Raw genomic sequence first — 18543 nt, 5'->3', positions numbered from 1 at the left:
GTCCATACCGTGTCGGCGGAAGGTATGGACACATAGACATATCTCATTTAGTGTCGTCGTCAACACCGAAATGTTTCGTCGAGGTGAACCGGCGGCGCGGGAACCCATCGACCGAACCCTCTCAACGGCATGGAGCCCGCGCCCTGGCAGAGGCTGCGATGCGGGGTTGAGCGGGTTCAACGGTGACCGCCGAGCATGTGGCCGCCGGCCGTCGGCGGTCACGGCCGACCGGGTGCTGCGCCCGGCGGCCGACGGCATCCCCTGGCACCCGGCGCGACGGCGCGCCCGCCCTGGCAGTCCTCGTCAGGAAGGGACGACAACCCAATGTCCACACCGGACTCACTCTCCCGCCGCACCACGCGGTGGTCCTCCGCCAGCTCGGCGCTACTCCTGGTCGCCACAGCCGGCACGGTCGCCCTCGCCACCGGCCCGGCCCCGCTCGGTGGCCCGACCCCGGCGCAGGCCCATCCCATCGTCGGCAGCGACTTCCAGCAGGTCACCCTCGCCAAGGGGGTCGCCGAGGTCGGGGAGCCGATGACCCTCGCGGTGCTGCCGGACCGCTCCGTCCTGCACACCGCCCGCAACGGGACGCTGCGCCGTACCGACGCGGCCGGCAACACCTCCGTGATCGGCAACATCCCCGTCTACACCCACGACGAGGACGGGCTGCAGGGCATCGGAGTGGACCCGAACTTCGCCACCAACCGGCACATCTTCCTCTACTACGCGCCGCCGCTGAACACCCCCGGCGGCGACGCCCCCGCCACCGGCTCCAACTGGTCCGCCTGGCAGGGCGTCAACCGGTTGTCCCGGTTCACCCTGAACGCCGACTTCACCCTCAACCAGGCCAGCAAGGTCGACATTCTCGATGTCGCCGCCGACCGGGGTAACTGTTGCCACGCGGGTGGCGACATCGACTTCGACGCCGCGGGCAACCTGTACCTGTCCACCGGCGACGACACCAACCCCTTCGCCTCCGGCGGGTACTCCCCGATCGACGAGCGGACCGACCGCAACCCGGCGTACGACGCACAGCGCAGCGCGGCCAACACCAACGACCTGCGCGGCAAGATCCTGCGGATCAAGGTCAACGCCGACGGGTCGTACTCGATCCCGGCCGGCAACCTGTTCGCCCCCGGCACCGCCCGGACCCGTCCGGAGATCTACGCGATGGGCCTGCGCAACCCGTTCCGGATGAGCGTCGACAAGGCCACCGGCATCATCTACGTCGGCGACTACGGGCCGGACGCGGGCTCGACCACCAACCGTGGCCCCAGTGGGCAGGTGGAGTTCAACCGGATCACCGAGCCCGGCTTCTACGGCTGGCCGTACTGCACCGGCACCAACACCGCCAACGAGACGTACGCCAAGTGGAACTTCGCCAACAACACCGCCGGCCCGAAGTTCAACTGCACCGGCGGCGCGACCAACAGCTCGTTCCGCAACACCGGCCTGACCACCCTGCCACCGGCCAAGCCGTCCTGGATCCGGTACGCCGGTGACGCCGGCAGCCCGCCGGAGTTCGGCAGCGGCTCCGAGTCGCCGATGGCCGGCCCGGTCTACCGCTACGACGCCGCCCTGAACTCGGCCACCAAGTGGCCGCAGAGCTTCGACGGGCTGTTCTTCGCCGGCGAGTTCGGCCGGGGCTGGATCAAGCCGATCCACGTCAACGCGAACGGCTCGATAGCCGGCATCGACGCCTCCTTCCCGTGGAACGGCAAGCAGGTCATGGACATGGCGTTCGGCCCGGACGGCGCCCTCTACGTGCTGGACTACGGCACCGGCTACTACAACGGCGACCACAACTCGGCCCTGTACCGCTACGACTACGTCGGCTCCGGCAACCGGGCGCCGACGGCGGTGGCCTCGGCCGACAAGACCTCCGGCGTCGCCCCGTTGACCGTGAACTTCTCCTCGGCCGGGTCGTCGGACCCGGAGGGCGGGGCGTTGACCTACTCCTGGGCGTTCGGCGACGGCACCACCTCGACGGCGGCGAACCCGACCAAGACGTACACCGCGAACGGCAACTACACGGCCACGCTGACCGTACGCGACCCGCAGGGCGCCACCGGCACGGCGAGCGTACGGATCGGGGTCGGCAACACCGCGCCGACGGTCACCATCACCAGCCCCGCCAACGGGCAGCTGTTCAGCTTCGGCGACACCGTGCCGTTCAGCATCACGGTCACCGACCCGGAGGACGGCACCATCGACTGCCGCAAGGTCAAGATGACCTACGTGCTGGGCCACGACAACCACGGTCACCAGATCACCTCGCAGAACGGTTGCTCCGGCACGATCGCCGTGCCGGTCGACGGCGAGCACGACGATGCCGCGAACATCTTCGGCATCTTCGACGCCGAATACACCGACGCCGGCGGCCTGACCACCCACACCCAGCACACCCTCCAGCCCCGCAAGCGGCAGGCGGAGCACTTCAAGACCGCCTCCGGCGTCGACACCTTCGACAAGACGGCCGCCGAGGGCGGCAAGACCGTCGGCAACATCAACAACGGTGACTGGATCGCGTTCGAGCCCTACCGGATCGGCAACGTCACCTCGTTCAGCGCCCGGGTCTCCTCGGCCGGATCCGGTGGCACCCTCCAGGTGCGGGCCGGCTCGGCCACCGGCACCGTGCTCGGCTCGGCGACCGTCCCGGTCACCGGCGGCTGGGACACCTTCACCACGGTCACCGGCAGCATCACCAACCCGCCCACCGGCACCACCACCCTCTACCTGACCTTCGCCGGCTCGGGCACCGGCTTCCTCTACGACCTGGACTCGTTCGCCTTCACCACCGGCAGCAACCCGCCGCCGAGTGGCGACCGCACCGGTCCGATCACCGGTCTGGCGGGTAAGTGTCTGGATGCGCGTGATGGTTCGTCGGCGGATGGTACGCAGATCCAGATCTGGACGTGTAACGGTGCCGCGGGCCAGACGTGGACGGTGACGCCGAACTCGACGATCCGGGCGTTGGGCAAGTGTCTGGATGTCAACGGTGCCGGCTCGGCGGATGGTACGAAGATCCAGTTGTGGACGTGTCACGGTGGCGCTGCGCAGGTGTGGTCGGCGCAGTCCAACGGCACGTTGCGTAACCCGAACTCGGGCAAGTGTCTGGATGTGTCGAACAACAGTTCGGCCGACGGGCAGGTCGTGCACCTGTGGACCTGTCACACCAACGCCAACCAGCGCTGGGTACTTCCGTAGATGCAAGGAAGGGCCCCTTGTTAACGCCTAGTGTTGTAAAAGGGGCCCCTCCTAACACAACGATCGTTGGGAGAGCGACATGCGCAGACTCCTCCGACCCACCCTCGGCCTGGCCACCGCCGTCCTCGCCGTCCTGGCCTGCACCGCACCGGCCACCCCCGCCAGCGCCGCCGACACCCCGTACGACGTGCTGGTCTTCTCCAAGACGGCCGGCTTCCGGCACGACTCCATCCCCGTGGGCATCCAGACCATCCGTGACCTGGGCGCGGCGAACAGCTTCACCGTCACCGCCACCGAGGACGCCAACGCCTTCACCACCGGCAACCTCGCCCAGTACGAGGCGGTGGTCTTCCTCAACACCACCGGTGACGTGCTCAACGCCAGCCAGCAGACCGCCTTCGAGTCGTACATCGGCGCCGGCGGCGGCTACGTCGGCGTGCACTCCGCCGCCGACACCGAGTACGGCTGGTCCTTCTACGGCAACCTGGTCGGGGCGTACTTCCGCTCGCACCCGGCCATCCAGCAGGCCCGGGTCCGGGTGGAGAACCGGGCCCACGCGGCCACCGCCCACCTGCCGCAGACCTGGACCCGCACCGACGAGTGGTACGACTACCAGACCAACGCCCGTTCGGGTGCCCGCATCCTGGCCAACCTCGACGAGTCGTCGTACTCCGGCGGCGTGATGGGTGCCGACCACCCGCTCGCCTGGTGCAAGACGTACAGCGGTGGCCGGTCGTTCTACACCGGCGCCGGCCATACCCAGGCGTCGTACTCCGACCCGGCTTTCCGGGCACACCTGCTCGGCGGCATCCGGTACGCCGCCGGCCGCACCAAGGCAGACTGCCGCCCGGAGACCGGCTACACCACCCTCTACAACGGCTCGACCACCGGCTGGTCCCAGGCCGGGCCGGGCAGCTTCACCAACTCCGACGCCACCCTGAGCTCGGTCGGCGGGATGGGGCTGTTCTGGTACAGCGCCAAGCAGTTCACCAACTTCTCGCTGAAGCTGGACTGGCGGATCCCCGGGGACGACAACTCGGGCGTCTTCATCGGCTTCCCGCCGTCGAGCGATCCGAACTCGGCGATCAACAGAGGCTACGAGGTCCAGATCGACCCCACCGACACGCCGGACAAGACCACCGGCGCGATCTACGGCTTCAAGGCCGCCGACATCGCCGCCCGGGACGCTGCGCTGAACCCGGCGGGGGAGTGGAACACCTACGAACTGTTGGTGGAAGGGTCGCGCCTGCAGGTCTTCCTGAACGGTGTGAAGATCAACGACTTCACCAACACCGACCCGAACCGGTCGCTCGCCGGCCACATCGGCATCCAGAACCACGGCACCGGCGACGACGTGTCGTTCCGCAACATCCGGATCAAGGAACTGGGTGGCACCAACCCGCCGCCGAGCGGCGACCGCACCGGCCGGATCACCGGCCTGGCCGGCAAGTGTCTGGATGTGCGTAATGGTTCGTCGGCGGATGGTACGCAGATCCAGATCTGGACGTGTAACGGTGCCGCGGGCCAGACGTGGACGGTGACGCCGAACTCGACGATCCGGGCGTTGGGCAAGTGTCTGGATGTCAACGGTGCCGGCTCGGCGGATGGTACGAAGATCCAGTTGTGGACGTGTCACGGTGGCGCTGCGCAGGTGTGGTCGGCGCAGTCCAACGGCACGTTGCGTAACCCGAACTCGGGCAAGTGTCTGGATGTGTCGAACAACAGTTCGGCCGACGGGCAGGCCGTGCACCTGTGGACCTGCCACAACAACGCCAACCAGCGCTGGGTACTTCCGTAGATGCAAGGAAGGGCCCCTTGTTAACGCCTGGCGTTGTACAAGGGGCCCTTTTTAACCGAGCGCCACCGGCCTAGAGTGAGGGTGGCGACCGTGAGGTGGCCGGTGAGTCGACGGGAGGCGCAACCCGTCGGCCCCAGGCGCGAGCGCGCCCACCGATCATCCTCGCCGGCCGTCCGCATCCGGCCCCCCTCGCCCCGGTCACGCAGGTACGGAATCCCCAACACGACAGGGGAAATGGACACATGGCGCGACCGATCACGTTGTTCACCGGCCAGTGGGCCGATCTTCCGTTCGAAGAGGTGTGCCGGCTCGCCGCCGAGTGGGGCTACGACGGCCTGGAGATCGCCTGCTGGGGCGATCACTTCGAGGTCGACAAGGCCCTGGCCGACGACTCGTACGTCGACCGGAAGCGGGAGACGCTCGCCAAGCACAACCTCCAGGTCTTCACGATCTCCAACCACCTGGTCGGCCAGGCGGTTTGCGACCACCCCATGGACGAGCGGCACCAGGGCATCCTGCCGGCCCGGATCTGGGGGGACGGCGAGCCCGAAGGGGTACGCCAGCGTGCCGCCGAGGAGATTAAGGACACCGCCCGCGCGGCGGCGAAGCTCGGGATCAACACCGTCGTCGGCTTCACCGGCTCGTCGATCTGGCACACCCTGGCGATGTTCCCGCCGGTGCCGCCATCCATGATCGAACGCGGCTACCAGGACTTCGCCGACCGGTGGAACCCGATCCTGGACGTCTTCGACGAGGTGGGGGTGCGCTTCGCTCACGAGGTGCACCCGAGCGAGATCGCGTACGACTACTACACCACCAAGCGCACGCTGGAGGCGATCGGGCACCGGCCCGCGTTCGGGCTGAACTGGGACCCGTCGCACTTCGTCTGGCAGGAGCTCGACCCGGTCAACTTCATCTTCGACTTCGCCGACCGGATCTACCACGTCGACTGCAAGGACGCCAAGGTGCGTACCGGCGACGGGCGGCGCGGCCGGCTCGCCTCGCACCTGCCCTGGGCGGACCTGCGGCGCGGCTGGGACTTCGTCTCCACCGGCCACGGCGATGTGCCCTGGGAGGACTGCTTCCGGGCGCTGAACGCGATCGGCTACGACGGGCCGATCTCGATCGAGTGGGAGGACGCCGGAATGGACCGGCTGGTCGGCGCCCCGGAGGCGCTCCAGTTCGTCCGACGGCTCGCCTTCGACGCTCCGGCCGCCGCCTTCGACGCGGCGTTCAGCAGCAAGGACTGAACCGACCGATCCCGGGGGTACGGCATCCGCCGGCCCCCGGGAGACCGGCGCGTAGCTGGAAGGGGCGCGCGGAAACTTTGCTCTGCTTCAACCGGCGCAACGTCCCGAAGAGTCAGCCGGCGCTGAAGACGTGCTCGCTGATCAGGCGGGCCGCGCCCACCAACCCGGCCCGGTCCGCCAGATCGGAGAGGACGACCGGCATGGTGCCGGTGGCCAGCGGTGCCGACCGCCGGTAGACCACGCCCCGGATCTCGGAGAGCAGGATGTGCCCGAGCCCGTCGGGAGCGCCGCCGATCACCACGATGCCGGGGTTGACGAAGCTGACCAGGCCGACGAGTACCCGACCGAGGTGACGGGCGGCGTCCCGGATCAGTACCGGCGCGGCCGGGTCGCCGGCGGCCGCAGCTGCGGCGATGTCCGGCACGGTCAGCGTCCCGGCCTCGGCCAGCCGGGCGGCCAGCGCGGCGGAGCGACCCGACCGGGCGATCGCCAGCGCCGCCCGGACCAGCCCGGCGTCGCCGCAGTACGCCTCCAGGCAGCCGACCTCCCCGCAGGCACAGACCGGCCCGTTGTCGTCGAGTGGCAGGTGCGCGATGTCGCCCGCGCCGCCGGTCGAGCCGTGGTGGAGCGAGCCGCCGAGGACCAGCCCGCAGCCGATCGCGGTGCCGAGCTTCAGGTAGAGAAAATCATCGAAGGTACGGCCGATCCCGGCGTGCTGCTCACCGAGCGCGAACACGTTGGCGTCGTTGTCGACCCGTGCCGGGCAACCCAGCTCGGTGGCGAAGGCGTCCTGGACGGGGAAGCGCTGCCAACCGGGCAGCACCGCCGGCGCGACGGAGACGCCGCCGCTGACCGAGCCGGGCAGGGCGACGCCGACTCCGGTGACCTCGGTGACGCCCAGGTCGGCGCGGAGCTTCCCGATCAGCTCGGCAGCGCGGCCGATCACCGGTTCGGGCCCGGCGCGGACGTTCATCGGCTCGCCCGCCTCGGCCAGGACGTTCAACTCACCGTCGGTGACCGCCACGCGAATCCGGTCCGCCGCGACGACGACGCTGGCGAAGCGTACGCCGGCGGCGAGGCGCAGCAGCGAGGACCGGCGCCCGCCGCGGGAGGCCGCCGGTCCGGCGATCTCGACCAGCCCGCGCGCGACGAGCCGGTCCAACTCGGCGGTGAGCGTCGACCGGGACAGCCCCAGATGGTCGCCCAGCTCCACCCGGGACCGGGGGCCGTCGTCGCGCAGCATCCGGACCAGCCGTGCCTGATGCGGGCTCTCCGGTCGGAGCAGCGTCATCACCATCACCTCCGGTCGCGAGTTTTCCACGCCGGTGTTTCGCGCCGACAGCCGGCAGGGGCCGCGCCCGGTGACGGACGCGGCCCCTGCGGTGTGCGAGTTCGGGTCCGTCAGCTCCGCGGACCCGCGGGATGCTCAGCCCCGTAGGCCGGACATGTGCTGGTAGCTCACCTCGGCGTACCGCAGCGAGCGGCCCGGGTCGGCGGCGCCGCCGGGCGCGTTGTCCTGCTCCCACATCGGGTTGTGGTAGCCCTTCGCGCCCATGTTCGCGAAGAAGTTGAGGTAGTCGATGTCGCCTTCGCCGAGCGGCACCATCTCGTAGCCGTTGGTGACGTTCGGGTTGAAGGCGCCGTCCTTCGCGTGGAACAGCGGGAACCGCATGGTCCGGGTGGCGACGGTGGCCAACGGGTCGAAGATGTTCGTCTGCCGGTTGCCGTCCGGGTCGGTGTAGGTGTGCCACCGGTGCTGGGCCACGTGCGCCCAGTAGATGTCCATCTCGAAGTAGACCTTGTCGGCCTCGGTCAGGTCGAAGAAGTACTCCAGCTTGCGGATGCCCGAGGACCGGGTCGGGCGACCCAGGCCGTCCAGCGGCCCGCTGTCGAGCAGGAAGTTGTACGCCGCGTCGTGGTTGTGCGTGTACAGCTTCAACCCTCGGGCGGCGGCCATCTCACCGAACAGGTTCCACCGGTCCGCCGCGGCGTCCCAGTCGGCCTTGTAGTTGCTGTTCGTCGGGTCGCTGCCGGTGCCGATGTGCTGCATGCCGAGGATCTCGGCGGTGTCGAGGGTCTGCTCGAACGCGGCGATGGTGTTCGGCGTGACGGTGCCGGGGATGGAGGTGTGCGAGCCGTTGGCGCGCAACCCGTTGTCGTCCAGGATCTTCCGGAGTTCCACCGGGGTGATCTGCCGGCCCAGGATTCCGGTGTTCTGGGTGTATCCGGCGAATTCGACCTCCTTGTAACCGATCTCGGCGAGCCGGGCGAGCACCCGCTCGAAGCCGTACGGCACACCACTGGTGTCCGGGGCGGCGGTGATCCGGTCCCGGACGCTGTAGAGGATGATGCCGCGCTTGCCGGGCGGCACGAGCACGCCGTTGGCCTTGCCCTTGCCGCTGGCGGCTGCCGCGGAACCGAAGCCGGCGGCACCGATGGCCGCGGCGCCGGCAGCGCCGGCGATGGCGCCGAGCATCCGGCGGCGGCTCATACCGTGCTGACTGTCGTTCATGTTCTGCTGCCTTTCTCGGTGGTGCTGTGAGGTGGTGGGCCGGGGCCGCCGCGCGGCGGCCCCGGCCGGTGGTGGTGCTGGCTAGGGGGCGACGCCGATACCCGCGCCGTTGAACCGAACCCAGTTGAGGTTGCCGAAGCCGCCGGCCGGGCCGCCCGCAACGGTGGTGAACACGAGGTAGAGCCGGAACGTGCCCCCCGGGTCGGTGATCGGCACGGTGGTGCTGGTGAAGGCGTTGTTGCCGGTGGTCGCGTTCACCGTGGCGGTGCTCAGCACCGGCCCGGTCGGCGAGTCCTTGCGGAACTCGACCTTGAACCGCGGCTGCCCGGCCGTGGCCGCACTGCCCCCGGAGGTGCGCAGGGTGACCGAGTCGATGTTCGTCAGGTTGACCGTGCCGTTGATCGCGATCCAGTCACCGTTGTCGAGGCTGCCGCGCTGCTGCCCGCCGCCGGTGTCGGCGCTGTTGCCGACGGTGGTCCCGGACTGGTCCCGGGCGAACTCCACCTGCTGCAACTTGTCCTGGATGACCTGCTGACCGATGGTGGTCAACGGCGGCTGCCCGTTGGCTCCGTTGTCGGTGTAGGTCGCGCTGATCACGCCGTAGATGTAGCCGCCGTGTGAGGCGTCGTCAGCGACCGTGGGCAGCACCCCGGAGCAGCCGAGCTGGTTTGCCCCGCCGTGCCCGTGGTCGTCGTGGCCGAGCACGAAGGTCACCTCGACCCTGCTGCAGTCGATCGGCCCGTCCTCCGGGTCGGTGACCGTCACCGACCAGGGGATGTCGTCACCCCAGCTGAAGAAGCCGCCCTCGATCGGTACGTCCACCCGGACCGTCGGGGCCGTGTTGCCGACCGTGATGGTGGTGTTCGCCGTCGCGGTCTTGCCACTGGAGTCGGTGACCGTCAGCCGCGCCGTGTAGACGCCGTTGACGGTGTACGTGAACGTCGGGTTCGGGTCGACGGAGTCGATCGTGCCGTTGCCGTCGAAGTCCCAGGCGAACGAGATGGAGTCCGCCGGGTCCGGGTCGCGTGACCCATCGCTTGAGAAGGCCACGGTCAGCGGGGCACGGCCGTTGGTCGGGGTCGCGTTCAGCACCGCCGTCGGCGCCCGCAGGCCCTTGACGTAGCTGAACTTCACCATCGCCGCGTCGGGGTTGATGTTGAAGAACCCGTCCCCGTACGTCAGCAGGTAGAAGTTGCCGTCGGGGCCCCACATCATGTCCATCGGGTTGTCGCAGAGGAAGGGTCGGGCCGGGGTGACCGGTCCGCCTCCGCAGCTCAACAAGTCGTTGATCTTCAGGATCTCGCCCTGCGAGTCGAGCCGGATCTCCCGCAGGTAGTCCCGGGTGAACTCGCCGAAGAAGATCGCGCCGTCGTAGTACGCGGGGAACTTCGTCTCCGACCTCAGCTCCGGGTCGTAGTCGTACTTCGCCGCGCCGTGCGGACCCACACCACCGGTGCCGAGTTCCGGGAAGAGCACCGGGCAGGTCTGGGTCGGGGTGGACAGGTAGGACTCCGGGCACGGGGTCGGGGCCTGGAACGAGTACCAGAGCTCCGACTTCTCCACCGGCGGCAGGTCGACCAGGCCGGTGTTGTGCCGGGAGGTGTTCTGCGGCGCCGCGCAGTCGAACGGCGCGATCGGCGAGATGGGGCTGGTGGTCCAGTTCATCTCGATGTACGGCAGGTCAGGCTGCACACACATCGGCCAACCGTAGTTAGCCGGCTTGTCGACCACCATCATCCGTCCGGTGCCCGCAGGCCCCCGGCCGACCGCCGCGGTCGAGGAGTCGGGGGAGTAGTCGGTGACGTAGGCGACGTCGTTCTTGTCCAGGGTGATCCGGAACGGGTTCCGCAGCCCCATCGCGTAGATCTCCGGGCGGGTCTTGTCACCCGGGTACTGCGCCTCGGGGAACAGGTTCCCCTCGGGGATCGTGTAGCTGCCGTCCGGCTGCACGCTGATCCGCAGGATCTTGCCGCGCAGGTCGTTGGTGTTGGCGGAGCTGCGCCGGGCGTCCACGAACGGCGCCTGGTAGACGCCGCTGGCGCTCACCGAGTCGTTGTGCGGGGAGAAGCCGCCCGAACCACCGCCGCCGGCCGGGGTGTCGTCCCCGGTGACCAGCCAGAGGTTGTTCTCCGAGTCGAAGGCGATGTCGCCGGCCACGTGGCAGCAGGCTCCCCGGTCCACCGGCACCTGCATGATCTTCTGCTCACTGGCCACGTCGAGCGAGGGGTTCTCCCCGTCGACGAACTTGAACCGCGACAACTGGAAGTAGCCCTTCCACCCGTCCCACGCGTTCGGGTTGGTGCTGGTGGCCGGGGCGGCACCGGTGGGGGTGTCCAACGGTGGCGCGTAGAAGAGATAGACCCACTTGTTGGTGGCGAAATCCTTGTCGATCGCCGGTCCGTACATCCCGTCCTCGCTGTGGGTGTAGACCGGGATCTGGGCCAGCAGGGTGGTCCGGTTGCCGTCCGGTTCGTGCAGCCGTACGCCGCCGCGGCGGTCGGTCTGGATGACCCGGCCGTCGGGCAGCACGTCGAAGCCGATCGGCTCGCTGACGTTGGGCTGCGCGCCGATCACGGTCATCTGGTAGTTGGCCAGCACCGTCGCGCCGCAGTCGCCGTCGGTGACGCCGGCCGCCCACTGGATCGCGCCGCCCAGGTGGGCGCGCAGGTCGGCACCGTCGAAGCTCGCCGCGGTCGCGCCGAGTCCGGTGTAGAAGGAACGGCCGCCCTGGTAGTCCTTGCACCAGGTGATCGGGTGGTCGAAGCCCATGGTGCCGCCGCTGTACGTCTTCTCGTCCACCGTGGCCAGGACGTGCGAGACGCCCCGGACGTTGGCCGCGAAGTTGTACCACCGGTCGGTCGTGGTCCATCGCTCGGGCAGGCTGGCCGAGGCCGGGTGCACCCGGTCGGCCACGGTCACCCTCGCCTCGCTGGCGGGCGTGGCAGCGCCGACGGCTCGGGTGCCGAGGACCTCGTCGAGGAAGGTCCAGCCCGGCTCCGCCTCGATCGCCGAGTGCACGCCGACGAAGCCGCCGCCGTCGCGGTAGTACCGCTCGAACGCTGCCCGCTGGGCGTCGTTCAGCAGGCTGCCGGCGGTGTTGAGGAAAACCACCGTGCGGAACTGCTTGAGATGCGGCTCGTCGAACTTACGCGCGTCGTCGGTGACCGAGACGGAGAACCGGCGCTCCTTGCCGAGTTGTCTGATCGCTTCGACGCCGGCCGCGGTGGCGGGGTGGCTGCCGTCGGCCGACCGGGTGAAGACGAGGACCTTGTACTGGTTGCCGTTGCTGTGCGGCGCCGGCTCCCCGGACAGGGGCGCGGCCTGTACTGGTGCGGCCTGTTGCGGCTCGGTCGCGACCAGCGTCGCGCCGACGAGGGTGAGAAGACTCAGGTAGGTGAGGGCTCTTCGTCCGAACGGTCTGTGCATCGAACCTCGCTCTGATCGGTCAGGTCCGCCCCGCCGCCGGCAGGGCGGCGAGGTGGTGGGGGATACCAAACGAGCCTGGCCAGGTCTAACGAGGACGATATTTGTGATCGACATCAAAGAGAAGAGGCTGGCGGTCGAAGTTTTAGTCAGAGCGGTCAGACTTTTGCTCAATCCAGGCGAAAGTCCCCTCGTTGGGTCTCCCCCCTCCTTGACCTGGGCACACGGAACGGGCCCGGCGCCAGTTGGCGCCGGGCCCGTTCCGTGTAACTCAGAGGGCGGTGCTGGTGCCGGAGCTGGACGGCTTGCTGCGGGGGGTGGTCGAGCTCGAGGAGCCGGAGCCCGACTTGGCGCTGGCCGTCGCGGGCGTACCGGCGAAGGTGTCGTCGGCGGGGGTCACCCCCTGCTTGCCGTTCTGGCTCAGCTTCTCGCCCAGCTTGGAGTGGCCGAGCTTGTCCTTGCCCTCGTTGTAGAGCCGGCTCGCCTGGGCCTGCGCGACCCCGGCCGCCTCCTGGACGGTCGGGTGGTCGAGCACCTTGCGGCCCCGGACCACCAACTCCTCGTACTTCTCCCGGCCGGCACGGGCGCCCAGGACGAACCCTGCAGCCAGCCCGCCAAGGAACATGATCTTTCCGCGCATGGCGGCTCCTTTCGTACCTGACGCGCCGTCGCCCCGCCCCCGTGTCCGTGGGCGGGACCGACCCGTTCGCGCCTGCGTCCTGTCGTCGGCAGCTAACTACCCATCCTGCTCTCCGCTCATACCTCCTGGTGCCGGGATGGTGATTTGTCCGGGTAATCCTGTCTTCTTGATCTCGGACGGGATGGGTAACCCCCTGGACCAAGACCCCCCGGAGTCCTGTACTCTTGTCCCCGTCGCCTGGTGCGGAGAGATCCTCGCCGGGTGCGGATGATGCGGTCCCCCGTAGCTCAATTGGCAGAGCAGCCGGCTGTTAACCGGCAGGTTTTTGGTTCGAGTCCAAACGGGGGAGCTTCCCCTCATCATGACGCCCATCGCAATCCGGTGGGCGTTTCTCGTGCCTCCGTCTCCTGGCCGGTGTCGCGTTGCCCATCGCGCTCCTGGTGGGGACGATGCCGGTAAAAAAGAGACCCTGGCGCTGTTCGGTGATCAGCCGAGCGGGATAAAATTCCGCCCGGTGCCGGGGCGGTAGCTCAGCAGGTTAGAGCAGGGGACTCATAATCCCTCGGTCGCGGGTTCGAGTCCCGCCCGCCCCACCTGTCGCACGTGCCGGATCGGAGCTGGCGGATGCGGGCATCTGTCGTGTTGGCGGTTCATGATTCCATGTGGACGTGCACAACGATGTCGGACTTACCGCGTACCTGGTCAACGAATCACGAGCGCGACGGGAGGACCTCGCGGCCGATCCGCTGGCGCGAGAGTGGATTTCCGACGAGCAACGCGGCGCGGTTCGACACATGTGGAACGAGTTCGCCGAATCGGTGTATCCGCATGACGACCTGGTCGTGTCATTGCGTGGCCGCATCATCCTGGAAACCCTGACCCAGGCCTTGGAGAAGCGCAGCGACACGGTGCTGGTGGTGTGCGGCGCCGGTTTCTCCTCGTACCCGTGGCTGCTGCCGTTCGCTGCAGCGATGGAGGTCGATCTGCCCGACATCGTGGCGGCCAAGCGGCGACGAGCTGCCGAGCTGCGGGCAGCCGGCCTGCTCGATCAACGAGAGGTCGAGCATGTCGCGGCGGATCTCAACGAGCCGGAGTCACGTCGCCGTCTCCTGGACCGCATCCGGCAGTTCGCCGCCGGGCGGCCCGTCGCGTACGTGGCCGAGGGGCTGGTCTTCTACCTGCCTCCGGATGACGCCAGGGCGGTCATCGGGCTGGGGGTATCGGCGGCACCGGACACCCTGACGGTGGTCAGCTACTGGCCGCTCTCCACTGCGGATCACCCGGTGCTGGCGGCGCAACGCCGGTGGTTCCGGAAGCGGTCGGTGCCCGAGGACGCCACCTATCTGACGACCGGTGACATTTCGACCATCGTGGGCGGCCCGGTGGAGAACCACAGCCCCGAGGACCTTCAGCGCCGGTACCTCGGTGAGGTCGTCGTACCCGAGATCGAGCTGATCCCGGAGCATGTGGCGGTGGCCGGGCCGTGATCGATGTGCTGCACGTCCAGAGCAGGGCCTACCCCCTGCACTACGCGCTCGACCGTGGGGTGAAGCGGGTGGTGCTGCCGGGACGGGGCGAATTGCACCCCGTCCCGGGAACGCTCACTTCGGTGGCCTACAACTCCGAGGAGACGCTCGAGGTCGATCTCACGGACACCGTCCGGGCCGCGGTCAGCCTGCCCGAGGCAGCGATCGTCAGCTGTCGGATCCGGATCCTCCCCGCCGGTGCCGTGCTCGTGGCGTACGCCCTGCACCACCCGACCGATCTCCGCAAGCGCGACGCGCAGGAGTTGGCCGCGCTGGACGCGACGATCAACCGCAAGCTTCGCGAGGCCGACCGAGCGTTGCTGGGGGAGGTGCTGGCCGGCGCGAAGCAGTCCGGGCTTCTCACGCACCTGGTGGTACCGCCCGGCGGGGCCGAGGCCTCCGACTGGACGGAGGTCGACCCCCGCGCCGTTCGATACAACTGCCACTTCATCGCCCGGGAGCCCGCCTGGGAGTCGGATCCTCGGGTGCCCAACCTGGTGCTGGGCCCCCACTGCCAGATCCTGCTGCCATACACCTACGCCTGGGACAGTGATCCGTCCCCGGAACGCATGGACGACATCCTGGCGATGCTGGAACCCGCCGATATCGCCGTCGCGCAGCAGTCGGTGCTGGTCGGCGCCAGCGTCGGCGGGCTCCGGATCCTGACCGAACTGGCCCGCGCGGCCCGCGGACGGCTCGAGGGCCCGGAGTTTCGGCGTTTCCTCGACAGCGTCTGGGCCGACTACCACCGGCTCGACGCCTACCGCGTCGAGTCCGGCCAGGACCACCGCGCCACCTACATCGCCGCCCGCGAGACCATCGGGCTCGACGGTACGCACGAGCGTGCGGAAAAGCTGCTCACCCACGTGAACGCCTCGTTGCTCGCCGAGTCGTCCCTGCGCAGCGCACAGCTGGACGGGCGGCTCAACCGGGTCGCCGCCGCGCTCACCGTGGTCGCGTCCGCGGCGTTCCTGCTGGACATCGCCGCCTTCCTGATGCCGGACGTGAGCGGACAGACCAAGGCGGTGACGGTCTCCGGGGTGACCCTGCTGGCCGCCGGCCTGCTGGGCGCGACGATCTTCTGGTCCCGAAAACGGGACGGCGACGGAAGACAGGGTTCGCAGCGGGAGGCGTGACAGCACGCAGCAACGGTCAGCCGGGTCGCGCGGTGAGTTTGGCGCGTACCGGATCCGCGTCCGGGTGACCGAGTCGATCGAGGATCTCCACGGCCCTCTGCCAGGCCTGGTGGGCGGCTCGGCAGTGACCCGCATCGTGGTGAGCGTCCCCGAGATCGGCCAGGGTGAGGGCTTCGTTGTAGTTGTCGGTGAGTTCTCGGTACAGGCCGACGGAACGTTCATAGCAGGTGACGGCCTGCCGATAGTTGCCGAGGTGGCGGTGGGCGTAGCCGAGGCTGTCCCAGGTGGCGGCTTCGTTGTTCCGGTCGTTGAGCCCCTGGGACACGTCCAGTGCCCGTTCGCAGTAGGTGACAGCCAGCTCGTGTTCGCCGAGCAGTGCGTGGCACCAGCCGACGCCGTTGAGGAGCCTGACCGCCGCGTACCGGTGCTCTTCGGCACCGACGAGCTCCAGGCCGCGTTGCATCATGCTGAGTGCCTCGGCGAGGCGACCCTGCCGCTCGGCAAGCCATGCCAGACCCTCCAGGGCGGTCGCCTGCCCGGCGGGATCGCCGACCGTTTCGAACAGCTCGGCGGCTTGCTGCAGACATGGCAACGCGCTGTCCATCTGACCCGATCGGGAGTAGCCGATACTGAGGTTGAGCAGGGCATTCGCCTGGCCGGTGAGGTCACCCGCGCGGCGTGCGGCGGCCAACGCGGTGGTCTGGGCGGTTACCTGATCGGGCCAGAACCCCTGCCGGACCAGGAAGGTGCTCAGCGCCCAGGCGAGTTGCCACGCATGCGCACCGAAACCGGCTTCGGCGGCGTACTCGACGGCGGCCAGGAGCACGACGCGCTCGGCGGTGAACCAGGCCAGCGCGGCGTCGTCGTCAGCGTGTTCCTCGGTGGTGATGCCGGCCGGCAGCGGCGCCGGGCTGATCGGCGGGGCCAGGCTCGGGCCCAGGAGTGCCGTGGCGGCGTGCGCGGCATGCAGGTAGTGGTCGAGGATCCGGTTCAGCGCGGCCCGTCGGGTGTCCTCGTCGTCGAGGTCGTAGGCCTGTTCTGCGGCGTAGACCCGGAGCAGATCGTGGAAGGTGTAACGGCCGGGGCTGCGCTCGGTGAGCAGGTGTGCGTCGACGAGTTCGGCCAGCAGCAGGCGCGCCGGTTGTATCGGAATGCCGGCCAGGCTGGCCGCGGCCGGTGCGGTGAGGTCCGGTCCGGGGTGTAGACCCAACAGCCGGAACAGCCGTGCGGCGTCCGGGCTCAGCGTGCGGTAGGACCAGGAGAACACCGTCCGGATATCGGTGGCGGCGTCACCACCGCGCAGCGCGTCCAGGTGACCTGCGGTGTCGCGTAACTGGGCGGCGATCGCCGCGAGGGAGAAGGTGTGCTGCGTTGCCGCGCGGGCCGCGGCCACGGCAAGGGCGAGAGGAAGACCGGCGCAGCGGGCGACGATGTCGTCGACGGCCTGCGACTCCGCGGCGATCCGATCGGCGCCGAGACGGCCGACCAGGAGTTCCCGGGCCTCTGCCGGGGACAGCAGGTCCAGGGCCAATGAATGGGCACCCTCGGTCGCGACAAGCGGGGTGAGCCGGTTGCGGCTGGTGATCAAGACCAGGCATCCCGGCGAGCCGGGCAGCAGTGGGCGGACCTGCTCGACGTCGCGGGCGTTGTCCAGCAGAACCAGTACCCGCTTGCCGGCGAGAGTGCTGCGGTAGAGGCTGGCCTGGGCATCCAGATCGGCCGGAATCTGCTGCACCGGTATCCCGAACGCGTCGAGGAACGAGCGGATCGCGGCGGCAGGGTCCAGGACCGACGCGGCGGGGTCGAACCCGCGCAGGTTCACGTAGAGCTGGCCGTCGGGGAAACGTGCCGCGACCCGATGGGCCCAGTGCACGGCGAGAGCGGTCTTACCTATCCCCGCGGTCCCGGAAAATGCAGAGATCACCACGGCCTCCGGGCGCGTCGGGTCCGCCTCAGCCATCTTGTCCAGGATCGCGTCCAGGTGCGCGAGTTCTGCGGTACGGCTGACAAACGTCCGCGTCGCCAGGGGAAGTTGCGCCGGGACGGCCCGGTCGGGTGGGGGAGTCGCCACGGTGATCACCCGTGGCTGGGGATCGAGACCGGGATCCTGGCGCAGGATGGCGACTTCGAGCTGCCGCAACGTAGGGGTCGGTGCGATGCCGAGATCCTCCGCGAGTCGCTCCCGCAGGCGCTGATACGTCGCGAGCGCTTCGGCCTGTCGGCCAGCGCCGTACAACGCGATCATGAGCTGTCGGTGAAGGCCCTCGTCGTACGGCTGCTGTGCGGTCAAACGCTGCAGCTCCGGCACCAGATCGATGTGTTCCCCCATGGTCAGGCGGACCTCGATCAACGCGTGTGCGGCCTCCCGCCGCAGATGCGTCAGGCGTTCCGCCTGTGCCTCCAACCACCCGACGCCGCCGACATCCGCCAGTGCCGGGCCACGCCACAGGGCGAGGGCGGCCCGAAGCCCGGACGCGACGCGGTCAGGGTCCGCCGAGCGCTTGGCTTGCCCGATCAGGCGTTCGGCGGCTGCGGCGTCGGTGGCCTCGGGGCCGATCTGCAGTACGTAGCCGGGCGGCCGGGCCACGATCGCCTCCCGCCCGCCGATGACCTTGCGAAGGTACGACACGTGAGCTTGCAGAGTGTTGCGGGCCGTTGCGGGTGCCCGATCACCCCAGAGGATGTCGATGAGGCGACCCGTGCTCACGATCTCGCCCGCGTGTAGGGAAAGGACCGCGAGCACGGCTTTGCGGCGTAGGCCGGGGACCGACCGCGCGACCGCGCCCACGGCCACGTCGACCGGCCCGAGAAGCCGTACCTGCATACATCCCTCCACCGGTGAGCGGACGGCTCCGGGTCGAGCTTAGGGCCGGATCACGCGTGGCCGACCGTCTGTCGGAACCTCGACCCGACCATGTTCCACGACACTGTCGTCCGCCTGACATCGGCCCCGGGACCACCGTCTTTCAGCTTCGTTTCAGCGCCGCTGCGGTGTGGACCACCACGCTTCAGGAGTCAGTCTCGATCGAGGATTGGAGCGCTTGATGAGGC

The 18543-nt window shown here is 69.1% G+C and carries 10 protein-coding genes and 2 tRNA genes; 7 read left to right on the top strand and 5 right to left on the bottom strand.

Annotated features, from left to right (window positions below; all coding sequences use genetic code 11):
* Positions 1-324 precede the first annotated feature (324 nt).
* From Vqi01_RS03965 to Vqi01_RS03955, 3 genes are all read left to right on the top strand, one after another.
* Positions 325-3207 (top strand): PQQ-dependent sugar dehydrogenase, encoded by a 2883-nt coding sequence (locus Vqi01_RS03965; protein ID WP_204033049.1) that lies wholly within the window; start codon positions 325-327, stop codon positions 3205-3207.
* Positions 3208-3286: 79 nt separating this feature from the next.
* A complete protein-coding gene (locus tag Vqi01_RS03960; RefSeq protein WP_204033047.1) occupies positions 3287-5005 on the top strand; it encodes a ThuA domain-containing protein in 1719 nt (572 codons plus the stop codon).
* A gap of 242 nt (positions 5006-5247) precedes the next feature.
* Positions 5248-6255: a sugar phosphate isomerase/epimerase family protein gene (locus Vqi01_RS03955; protein ID WP_204033045.1), complete on the top strand. Its 1008-nt coding sequence runs from the start codon at positions 5248-5250 to the stop codon at positions 6253-6255.
* Positions 6256-6367: 112 nt separating this feature from the next.
* On the opposite strand, the gene Vqi01_RS03950 is transcribed toward Vqi01_RS03955, so the two are convergent.
* The 4 genes from Vqi01_RS03950 to Vqi01_RS03935 all read right to left on the bottom strand — a co-directional run bounded on the left by Vqi01_RS03950 (position 6368) and on the right by Vqi01_RS03935 (position 12830).
* Positions 6368-7546: an ROK family transcriptional regulator gene (locus Vqi01_RS03950; RefSeq protein ID WP_204033043.1), complete on the bottom strand. Its 1179-nt coding sequence runs from the start codon at positions 7544-7546 to the stop codon at positions 6368-6370.
* A 135-nt stretch (positions 7547-7681) separates the two neighbouring features.
* Positions 7682-8767, bottom strand: coding sequence for a sugar phosphate isomerase/epimerase family protein (locus Vqi01_RS03945; RefSeq protein WP_239098162.1), 1086 nt, complete (start codon positions 8765-8767; stop codon positions 7682-7684).
* Between the two features lie 81 nt (positions 8768-8848).
* Complete coding sequence (locus tag Vqi01_RS03940) at positions 8849-12193, bottom strand: ThuA domain-containing protein (RefSeq protein ID WP_204033041.1); 3345 nt, start codon at positions 12191-12193, stop codon at positions 8849-8851.
* Between the two features lie 268 nt (positions 12194-12461).
* The gene (locus Vqi01_RS03935; protein WP_204033040.1) at positions 12462-12830 is read right to left on the bottom strand and encodes a hypothetical protein; all 369 of its coding nucleotides are present in this window, start codon (positions 12828-12830) and stop codon (positions 12462-12464) included.
* 276 nt (positions 12831-13106) lie between these two features.
* Here Vqi01_RS03935 and Vqi01_RS03930 point away from each other — a divergent pair.
* The 4 genes from Vqi01_RS03930 to Vqi01_RS03915 all read left to right on the top strand — a co-directional run bounded on the left by Vqi01_RS03930 (position 13107) and on the right by Vqi01_RS03915 (position 15492).
* A tRNA-Asn gene (locus Vqi01_RS03930) sits at positions 13107-13179 on the top strand.
* A gap of 170 nt (positions 13180-13349) precedes the next feature.
* Positions 13350-13423, top strand: a tRNA-Ile gene (locus Vqi01_RS03925).
* Between the two features lie 75 nt (positions 13424-13498).
* Positions 13499-14317, top strand: a complete 819-nt coding sequence (locus tag Vqi01_RS03920; protein WP_204033038.1) for a class I SAM-dependent methyltransferase — start codon at positions 13499-13501, stop codon at positions 14315-14317.
* On the top strand, positions 14314-15492 hold the full coding sequence (locus tag Vqi01_RS03915) for a hypothetical protein (RefSeq protein WP_204033036.1): 1179 nt from the start codon (positions 14314-14316) through the stop codon (positions 15490-15492). Before Vqi01_RS03920 ends, Vqi01_RS03915 begins: the two co-directional genes overlap by 4 nt.
* 16 nt (positions 15493-15508) lie before the next feature.
* Here the strand turns inward: Vqi01_RS03915 and Vqi01_RS03910 are convergent, their stop codons facing one another.
* A complete protein-coding gene (locus tag Vqi01_RS03910; protein WP_204033034.1) occupies positions 15509-18316 on the bottom strand; it encodes an AfsR/SARP family transcriptional regulator in 2808 nt (935 codons plus the stop codon).
* Positions 18317-18543 lie beyond the last annotated feature (227 nt).

Origin of the sequence: Micromonospora qiuiae (assembly GCF_016863555.1) — a bacterium.
Taxonomy (GTDB): domain Bacteria; phylum Actinomycetota; class Actinomycetes; order Mycobacteriales; family Micromonosporaceae; genus Micromonospora; species Micromonospora qiuiae.
The sequence above is the reverse complement of the archived record's forward strand: the minus strand, read 5'-3'. Positions and strand labels throughout refer to the sequence as shown.